This window comes from Stenotrophomonas pictorum JCM 9942 (assembly GCF_001310775.1).
In the GTDB taxonomy this organism is placed as follows: domain Bacteria; phylum Pseudomonadota; class Gammaproteobacteria; order Xanthomonadales; family Xanthomonadaceae; genus Stenotrophomonas; species Stenotrophomonas pictorum.
This window is the reverse complement of the sequence record NZ_BAZI01000095.1, coordinates 1-8773: the sequence shown is the minus strand read 5'-3', so window position 1 is coordinate 8773 and position 8773 is coordinate 1. Positions and strand designations below refer to the sequence as shown.

Below are 8773 nucleotides of genomic sequence, written 5' to 3'. Positions count from 1 at the left end.
CTGTCGCAGGCCGGCGTCGAAGGCGGCCGAGGGCGGCCAATGCGACGGATCAGGGACAGCCAGCCGCAGGCGGGCCAGGGCGCGGTCGACGACCGGAAGGACGGATTCAGGCAATGCGGGGGCGATTGGACTCATGCGCCAATTCTGGCATCCGCTGCCAACTGCGGTCGCGATCTGCCGCGAAAAGACAATAAAAAAGCCCGCTGGCAGCGAACTGCCAGCGGGCTTTGCTCCCTCCCCCACGTCGGGATGCAGGGCGATCGTGCGGGGATCGGAAGCAACTTGCACGCTGCAGTGCAAAACAATACCCGGCAGTACAGAAGCATTCCGGCGGCCCGCGCCATCCCACCAAGGTCGGACAACATCCCCGCGTCCGATCCGCGATAATCCCGTGTCCCCTACGAAAACTTGTCGTCATGTCTGTCGAACGTATTCTCGACGCGCGTCTGCGTGACCGCGTGGTTTCTGCCGAAGCCGCTGCCGCCCTGATCCAGCCGGGCGAAACTGTTGCCATGAGCGGTTTCACCGGCTCCGGCTATCCCAAGGCCGTGCCGCTGGCGCTGGCCAAGCGCATCGAACAGGTGCATGCCGACGGCCTGCCGTTCCAGATCAAGCTGCTGACCGGCGCCTCGACCGCACCGGAGCTGGATGGCGCGCTGGCCAAGGCCGACGGCATCGCCATGCGCATGCCGTTCCAGAGCGATCCCGATGCCCGCACGCGCATCAACGAAGGCAAGCTCGACTACATCGACATCCACCTCAGCCACGTCGCCCAGCATGTCTGGTTCGGCTTCTATGGCGAGATCGACACCGCGGTGATCGAGGTCTCGGCGATCCGCGAGGACGGCTCGCTGGTGCCGTCCACCTCGGTGGGCAACAACAAGACCTGGCTGGACCTGGCCAAGAAGGTGATCATCGAGGTCAACGACTGGCAGCCGGCCGGCGTCGATGGCATGCACGACATCTACTACGGCACCGCGCTGCCGCCGCACCGCAAGCCGATCCCGCTGGTCAGCGCCAACGACCGCATCGGCGACACCTCGCTGCACTGCGATCCGGACAAGATCGTCGCGGTGGTGCGTACCCACGGCCCGGACCGCAACAGCCCGTTCAGCCCGATCGATGCCACCAGCGAGATGATCGCCGCGCACCTGATCGACTTCCTCAAGCACGAGGTCAAGCAGGGCCGGTTGCCGGCCAACCTGCTGCCGCTGCAGTCCGGCGTGGGCAACATCCCCAACGCGGTGCTGGCCGGGCTGGCCAAGAGCGGTTTCCGCGACCTGGCCGCCTTCACCGAGGTGATCCAGGACGGCATGCTCGACCTGCTCAAGTCCGGCGTGCTCAGTTACGCCTCGTGCACCGGCTTCGCGCTGAGCCCGGAAGCCAACGAGGAGTTCAAGCGCAACATCGATTTCTACCGCCAGCGCATCATCATGCGCACACAGGAGATCTCCAACCATCCGGAACTGGTGCGCCGCCTGGGCTGCATCGGCATGAACGGCATGATCGAGGTGGACATCTACGGCAACGTGAATTCCACCCACGTGATGGGCAGCCGCATCATGAACGGCATCGGCGGCTCCGGCGACTTCGCCCGCAACGGCTTCCTGTCCACGTTCCTGAGCCCGTCCACGGCCAAGAACGGCACCATCTCGGCGATCGTGCCGATGGCCAGTCACGTCGACCACACCGAGCACGACGTGTCGATCATCGTCACCGAACAGGGCCTGGCCGACCTGCGCGGCCTGACCCCGCGCAAGCGCGCCCGCGTGCTGATCGACAACTGCGCGCATCCGGATTTCCGCGACCAGCTCAACGATTATTTCGACCGCGCCAGCCGCGACAGCTACGGCAAGCACACTCCGCACCTGCTGCCCGAAGCCTTGTCCTGGCACCAGCGCTGGCTCGACACCGGCAGCATGAAGGCTGAGTCCTTTCAGCGCGCTTCAACTAAAAAGCCCGGCGCAACGCCGGGCTTTTCGTTTCTGGCAAAGACCGCAGATCGCGCTCAGACCGCCGTTCTGTCCTTGATGGTAGTGCTGGGGCCATTGCCCTTGACGCTGGTGATGCCCGCTTCGCGTGCCGCCTGCGAGGCATACAGCTGGCTGCTGCCGATCACCTGGTGATTGGCGGCCTTGAGATTGAAGTGGTAGCGCCCGTCGCTGGCGGTCTTGCGCTCGTAGCGCGCCTCGTCGGGGCTGTTGTGCTGCACCGAGGCGATACCGTTCTCGGCCGCGGTCCGCGTGCTGTAGCGCTCGCTGGTGAGGATCACCTCGCGTTGCCCGCCTTGAGCACGAAATAGAACTGGCCGTCACTGCTCTTGTCCAACTCGTACCAACCTGCCATCGCAATTCCCCCGCGTTGAGGATGAGGCCGGCTCCCGGCCCCCGCGCTGCCGCAGGCAGGGCGGAAGGTCCGGACAACCGGACACGGCGGCGATCAGCCACCGCCACCGCGCAGCCGACTCTACCTCAATCCTCCTGCCGCTCCAGCCAGGCCAGCTTGCGCTCGCGCGGCAACTGTTTGATCTGCCATTCCGCGCGCGAGGCGGCGGAGCGGTCGGCATAGGGGCGGCTGGCCAGGATCCGCAGCGGTGGATGCGCGCGGGTGTAACGCGCGCCCTTGCCGGCGCGGTGCGCCTGGAAGCGCGCCTCCACATCGGTGCTGATACCCGCGTAGTAGCTGCCGTCACGGCATTCGAGCAGATACAGGAACCAGCTGGCGGTGCGCACAGGCGTTGCAGGCCTACATCACAGGCTGGCGGCGTCGGCGATCTTGCACATGCCCGCGCCCACGGCCTTGTTCGAGGTCATCTGCCCGCCCTTGGTGCTGAATCGCACTTCCACGCGCACGCTGCCATCGTCCTGGCGGCGCACGGTGGTGCGCAGTGGCACGGTGGCGCCGCCCCCGCCGGTGACCGGATTTTCCGCGGCGATATAGCCGGTGCGCTCGTTCGGGTAGATGCCGACCATGCCTTCGGCCTCGATCGCGGCCACCGTCTTGGCGAAGACTTCCGCATAGCCCAGGCCTTCGTGGTCGGTCGAGGCCAGGAACTGCTTGCCGGAGCTGAAACCGCCGGTCACCGACAGGTTCTGCAGGCAACCACTGCCCGAATCCTCGACCGGCTTCCTGGCGGCCACCGCCATCGCCGGAACCAGCGCCATTGCCAACACCACACTGCACATACGGGTACGCATCACTTCCTTCTCCCTGGAACGGTGAACTGATCGGCTTCCTGCCGGGGGAGGTCCGTTGTCCCATCGCCACAGCAGACCGGAAGCCTCGCGCCTCCGGCTGCGTAAACTACTGCGGCAGGCTCCCGTGCACCAGTAGGGACGTCACACAAGGCTCAGGCCGCCGCCTCCAGCTGCACGCGCCGGCGCGCACGCACCGCCTCGGCCAGACGCTCCAGCACCTGCACGGTGCTGTCCCAGTCGATGCAGCCATCGGTGATGCTCTGCCCATAGACCAGCGGCTGGCCTTCGATAAGCTCCTGGCGCCCGGCAACCAGATGGCTTTCGATCATCACCCCGACGATGCGCTGCTCGCCCGCTTCCACCTGCATCGCGACGTCATCGATCACCTTGGGCTGGTTCTCCGGCTTCTTGCTGCTGTTGGCATGGCTGGCATCGATCATCAACCGCGCCGGCAGCTGCGACTTGGCCAGCACGTCGCCGGCGGCCTGCACACTGGCGGCGTCGTAGTTCGGGGCCTTGCCGCCGCGCAGGATCACATGGCAGTCCGGGTTGCCCTGGGTGGCGACGATGGCGGTGCCGCCCTCCTTGGTCACCGACAGGAAGTGGTGCGGGTGCGAGGCCGCGCCGACCGCATCGGCAGCGATCTTCACATCACCGGTGGTGCCGTTCTTGAAACCCACCGGGCACGACAGCCCCGAGGCCAGCTCGCGGTGCACCTGGCTTTCGGTGGTGCGCGCGCCGATCGCGCCCCACGCCACCAGATCGGCGATGTACTGCGGCGAGATCACGTCCAAAAACTCCACGCCGGCCGGCAGACCAAGGCGGTTGATATCACGCAGCAGGCCGCGCGCCACGCGCAGGCCCTTGTTGATGTTGAAGCTGCCATCCAGGTCCGGATCGTTGATCAGGCCCTTCCAGCCCACCGTGGTACGCGGCTTTTCGAAGTACACGCGCATGACGATCTCGAGTTCACCACTGAGCGCATCGCGCAGCGGACGCAGGCGCTGGGCGTATTCCATTGCCGCCACCGGATCGTGGATCGAGCAGGGGCCCACCACCACCGCGAGCCGGTCGTCCTGGCCGTGCAGGATGCGGTGCAGCGCGGCGCGGGCATCGGCCACGGTCTGCGAGGCCTGTTCATCGCAGGGCAGCAACGCCAGCAACTGCGCCGGCGAGGTCAGCGGTTCAAGTTTGCGGATGCGAAGATCGTCGGTGTGGGGGGGCATGGGGGTCTCCAGTTCAATACGAGTGAATGGTTCTGCCCCAGCGTGGCGGCATGAAAAAAGCCGCCAGGTTCGCTGGCGGCTTTTCGGGAATGCATCTGAAAGTTTCTTCAGGGTGAGCGCAGTCCTTCCTCCGCCAGCGGCTTGGGAAAGTAATACCAGAAGTAAAAGCTGGCGCGGGCTGCGTTCATGGGGAGCATTGATAACACGGTTTTTTGTGCGATGCGACAGTTTCAGGGGCAACGGACACCTTGGGTCCGGCACCATCGTGTTCTTCTCCGCAGGATCTATCTTCATAAAGCAGCAGCGATAAGAAGTTCACCGCAACGGGGGCATACTGCACCGCCGCTCACCGCGTTCCTGACCGCTGCGATGAACAACGACACCACGGGATTGCTGCAGATCGCCTGCCCGCACTGCCATGCCATCAACCGCGTCCCCGGCGCGCGCCTGGGACAGGCACCGGCCTGCGGGCGATGCCACCGGCCGCTGTTCACCGCCACGCCGCTGGCGTTGAACAGCGCCGCGTTCGAGGCCCATGCCAGCCGCTCGCAGATTCCGCTGCTGGTGGATTTCTGGGCGGGCTGGTGCGGCCCGTGCCGGCAGATGGCGCCGGAGTTCACCAAGGCGGCCGCGCAGCTGGAACCACGCATGCGCCTGGGCAAAGTCGATACCGAGGCCGAACCGGCGATCGCTCCCGCTTCGGCATCCGCAGCATCCCGACCATGGTGTTGATCCAGGGCGGTCACGAGATCGCACGCCAGTCCGGCGCGATGCCCGCCAGCAGCATCGTGCAATGGGCCAGCGCGCAGCTGCGCGGCTGACGCGGCGGCAACCGCACAGCGCAGACAAAACAAAACCCCGCCTCGCGGCGGGGTTTTGCGTACATCAGCAGCGGTGAGGCTGCGGCGGACTTAGAAGTCCATACCGCCCATGCCACCCATGCCGCCCATGCCACCGGCGCCCATGGCCGGCTCGTCCTTCTTCGGCGCCTCGGCCACCATCGCTTCGGTGGTGATCATCAGGCCGGCGATCGAGGCGGCGTTCTGCAGGGCCGAACGGGTCACCTTGGTCGGATCCAGGATGCCGAACTCGATCATGTCGCCAAACTCGCCGTTGGCGGCGTTGTAACCGAAGTTGCCCTTGCCTTCCTTGACCTTGTTGACGATCACGGACGGCTCTTCACCGGCGTTGGCGACGATTTCGCGCAGCGGCGCTTCCATCGCACGCAGCGCGATCTGGATGCCGTGGTTCTGGTCTTCGTTGTTGCCCTTCAGACCGGCCAGCGCGGCAACCGCACGCACCAGCGCCACACCGCCGCCCGGGACCACACCTTCTTCCACCGCCGCACGGGTCGCGTGCAGGGCGTCATCGACGCGGTCCTTCTTTTCCTTCATTTCGATTTCGGTCGAGGCACCGACCTTGATCACGGCCACGCCGCCGGCCAGCTTGGCCACGCGTTCCTGCAGCTTCTCGCGGTCGTAATCGGAGGAGGTGTCCTCGATCTGGGTCTTAATCTGGCCAACACGGGCTCGATGGCGGCGACATCACCGGCGCCGTCGATGATCGTGGTGTTCTCCTTGGAGACCTGCACCTTCTTGGCGCGGCCCAGGTCCTTGATCGTGGCCTTGTCCAGCGACAGGCCCACTTCCTCGGAGATCACGGTGCCGCCGGTCAGCACGGCCATGTCTTCCAGCATCGCCTTGCGACGGTCGCCGAAGCCCGGGGCCTTGACGGCCACGACCTTGACGATGCCGCGGATGGTGTTGACCACCAGGGTCGCCAGCGCTTCGCCTTCGATGTCCTCGGCGATGATCAGCAGCGGCTTGCCGGCCTTGGCGACGCCTTCCAGCACCGGCAGCAGGTCACGCACGTTGGAGATCTTCTTGTCGTGCAGCAGCACGAACGGATCGTCCAGATCGGCGGTCTGCGCCTGCTGGTTGTTGATGAAGTACGGCGACAGGTAGCCGCGGTCGAACTGCATGCCTTCCACCACGTCCAGCTCGTTCTCCAGACCCGAGCCTTCCTCGACGGTGATCACGCCTTCCTTGCCGACCTTCTTCATCGCTTCGGCGATGATGTTGCCGATCGACTCGTCCGAGTTGGCCGAGATGGTACCGACCTGGGCGATGGCCTTGTCGTCAGCGGTCGGCTTGGAGATGTTCTTCAGCTCGGCGACGGCGGCAACCACGGCCTTGTCGATACCGCGCTTGAGGTCCATCGGGTTCATGCCGGCGGCCACAGCCTTGGCGCCTTCACGGATCAGGGCCTGGGCCAGCACGGTGGCGGTGGTGGTGCCGTCACCGGCATCGTCGTTGGTGCGGGAAGCGACTTCCTTCACCATCTGCGCGCCCATGTTCTCGAACTTGTCAGCCAGTTCGATCTCCTTGGCCACGGACACACCGTCCTTGGTGATGGTCGGGGCGCCGAAGCTCTTTTCGAGCACGACATTGCGGCCCTTCGGGCCCAGGGTGGCCTTGACGGCATTGGCGAGCGTGTTGACGCCGCGCACCATGCGCGAACGGGCGTCTTCACCGAAACGGATGTCTTTAGCTGCCATGTGCTGTTACCTCAGTAAATATAAGAGTGTCTGGGGGTGGATCAGGTGGGAAGACGCGCTCAGCCGACGATGGCGAGGATGTCGTCTTCGCGCAGGACCTTGTACTCGACGCCATCGGCCTTGTAGGTCGAACCGGCGTACTGGCCGTAGATGACCTTGTCACCAACCTTCAGCGACGGCGCACGCACCGAGCCGTTGTCCAGCGGCTTGCCCGGGCCCACGGCCACGACTTCACCCTTGGTGGACTTTTCCTTGGCCGAATCCGGGATCAGGATGCCGCCGGCGGAAACTTCCTCGGCTTCGATCGGCTTGACCACAACGCGGTCGTGAAGCGGCTTGATGCTCATGAAAAGACCTCTTAAGTTATTGATTGGCCTGAAAACTTCGGCGGAACCCGACCGCTTTGCCGGCGATATAGGTGCCACGCGTAAAAACGCCCGTCGAACGGGCATGACTGCGAGATGGGGCCCGCCCGGAGGCTTTCAAGGGCTGCAAGAAAAAAATGGCGCGGCCCGGGGGACAAGCGGGCCACGCCATAGCAAGAGAGAAATCGCCGCCCGGCCGCAGGGCTGGACTGCTTCTTGAATATCAGGGGTAGCGGGACCCGTGGACCGAACCGTGGGTCACGCCCGCCGGCGACACTGCATCACAGCAGATGGCAGGACGCACAGCCCCTGGCACTTTCCGCCCTGCGGATTTTGCTGCGCAGTACAGGGTTCGGATAGGCCGGCAGCGCGATGGCCGCGAGGATGGTAAGGATCGCCACCACCATCAACTCGATCAGCGTGAATCCCCGTGCGGTGCGTCGTTTCCGGAAGCCGCCTCCTGTTGCGTGCCAACCAGCGGTGCATACGTCACCCAACGGCGCCAGTCGCCAGTGATCCGGCCTTTCATCGCAGGTGAAACACGCCTACAGAAACTGTGACTTGCCGCAACATGCAAGCGGTGACAACGGTATTGGAACTCCTCTTTGAAAGTGGGGGCGACGCTTCTGCGACAATGCCCGCATGGACGTAAGACTGGTCTTTTGCACCTGCCCGGACACTGTGACTGCGCAATCGCTGGCCCGCCACCTGGTGGAGCAGCGGCTGGCCGCCTGCGTGAACTTGTTGCCGCCGATGCAGTCTGTGTACCGCTGGCAGGGACAGATCGAGCAGGCGCAGGAGGTGCAGCTGCTGATCAAGACCTGCGCCGAGCGGCTGGACGCCCTGTCCGCTGCTATCGTCCAGCAGCACCCCTATGAATTGCCGGAGATCCTGGTGGTCTCCCCGGACGCCGGCCTGCCGGCGTATCTGGACTGGATCCGGGCCCAGACCCGGGAGGAAACCTGATCGATGATGTTGTTCCAACGTTTGACCGCGCTGTGCCTGCTGTCCCTGTGCGCCCTGCCCGCCCTGGCCCTGGATGAAAAGGACCTGCTGCCGGTCGACCAGGCCTTCGTCCTGAAGGCCGAGGCCGGCAGCCGCGAGCGGATCGAGCTGCGCTGGGACATCGCCCCGGGCTACTACCTCTACCGCCACCGCACCAGCGTCAAGGCCGGCCCCGGCTTTACCGCCGGCGCCTTGCAGATGCCCGCCGGCGAGAAGAAGTACGACCAGTTCTTCGGCGATGTGGAGACCTACCACCGGCAGCTGCGGGCCACCCTGCCGGGCACGGCCGAGTCCGGCGCGGACAGCGTGACCCTGGAAGTGCGCTACCAGGGCTGCGCCGATGCCGGGGTGTGCTATCCACCGCAGAAACGCAGCATCGAGGTGAAACTGCCCGGCGCCGCCGCATCCAGCGCCGCTGCCGGG

General features: G+C 65.3%; 7 protein-coding genes and 4 pseudogenes. 4 read left to right on the top strand and 7 right to left on the bottom strand.

Annotation, left to right across the window (positions count from 1 at the left end; translation table 11 throughout):
• Window positions 1-416 precede the first annotated feature (416 nt).
• A pseudogene (scpC, locus tag JCM9942_RS06925) lies at window positions 417-1925 on the top strand (succinyl-CoA:acetate CoA-transferase ScpC); the annotation flags it as partial.
• 83 nt (window positions 1926-2008) lie between these two features.
• Here scpC and JCM9942_RS06920 read toward each other — a convergent pair.
• The 4 genes from JCM9942_RS06920 to JCM9942_RS06905 all read right to left on the bottom strand — a co-directional run bounded on the left by JCM9942_RS06920 (window position 2009) and on the right by JCM9942_RS06905 (window position 4423).
• Complete coding sequence (locus JCM9942_RS06920) at window positions 2009-2272, bottom strand: YegP family protein (protein ID WP_054658677.1); 264 nt, start codon at window positions 2270-2272, stop codon at window positions 2009-2011.
• A 199-nt stretch (window positions 2273-2471) separates the two neighbouring features.
• Entirely contained in the window at window positions 2472-2732 is a 261-nt protein-coding gene (locus tag JCM9942_RS06915; RefSeq protein WP_054658675.1) for a GIY-YIG nuclease family protein, read from the bottom strand.
• Between the two features lie 18 nt (window positions 2733-2750).
• Complete coding sequence (locus JCM9942_RS06910) at window positions 2751-3197, bottom strand: hypothetical protein (RefSeq protein WP_145974271.1); 447 nt, start codon at window positions 3195-3197, stop codon at window positions 2751-2753.
• Window positions 3198-3349: 152 nt separating this feature from the next.
• Window positions 3350-4423, bottom strand: coding sequence for a 3-deoxy-7-phosphoheptulonate synthase (locus tag JCM9942_RS06905; protein ID WP_054658671.1), 1074 nt, complete (start codon window positions 4421-4423; stop codon window positions 3350-3352).
• Window positions 4424-4792: 369 nt separating this feature from the next.
• Between JCM9942_RS06905 and trxC the strand changes: the two are divergent.
• Window positions 4793-5244, top strand: a pseudogene (gene trxC / locus JCM9942_RS06900) (thioredoxin TrxC).
• Window positions 5245-5334: 90 nt separating this feature from the next.
• Here trxC and groL read toward each other — a convergent pair.
• The 3 genes and pseudogenes from groL to JCM9942_RS20065 all read right to left on the bottom strand — a co-directional run.
• Window positions 5335-6980: pseudogene (gene groL / locus JCM9942_RS06895) on the bottom strand (chaperonin GroEL).
• A 59-nt stretch (window positions 6981-7039) separates the two neighbouring features.
• Complete coding sequence (locus tag JCM9942_RS06890; protein WP_054658669.1) at window positions 7040-7327, bottom strand: co-chaperone GroES; 288 nt, start codon at window positions 7325-7327, stop codon at window positions 7040-7042.
• Window positions 7328-7674: 347 nt separating this feature from the next.
• Window positions 7675-7842: pseudogene (locus JCM9942_RS20065) on the bottom strand (type IV pilin protein); the annotation flags it as partial.
• Window positions 7843-7987: 145 nt separating this feature from the next.
• Between JCM9942_RS20065 and cutA the strand changes: the two are divergent.
• Together cutA and JCM9942_RS06880 are read left to right on the top strand one after the other, a co-directional pair.
• A complete protein-coding gene (cutA, locus tag JCM9942_RS06885) occupies window positions 7988-8311 on the top strand; it encodes a divalent-cation tolerance protein CutA (protein ID WP_054658667.1) in 324 nt (107 codons plus the stop codon).
• 3 nt (window positions 8312-8314) lie between these two features.
• Window positions 8315-8773 (top strand): protein-disulfide reductase DsbD N-terminal domain-containing protein (locus tag JCM9942_RS06880; RefSeq protein ID WP_177327448.1); only part of this gene is annotated, 459 nt, incomplete at its 3' end.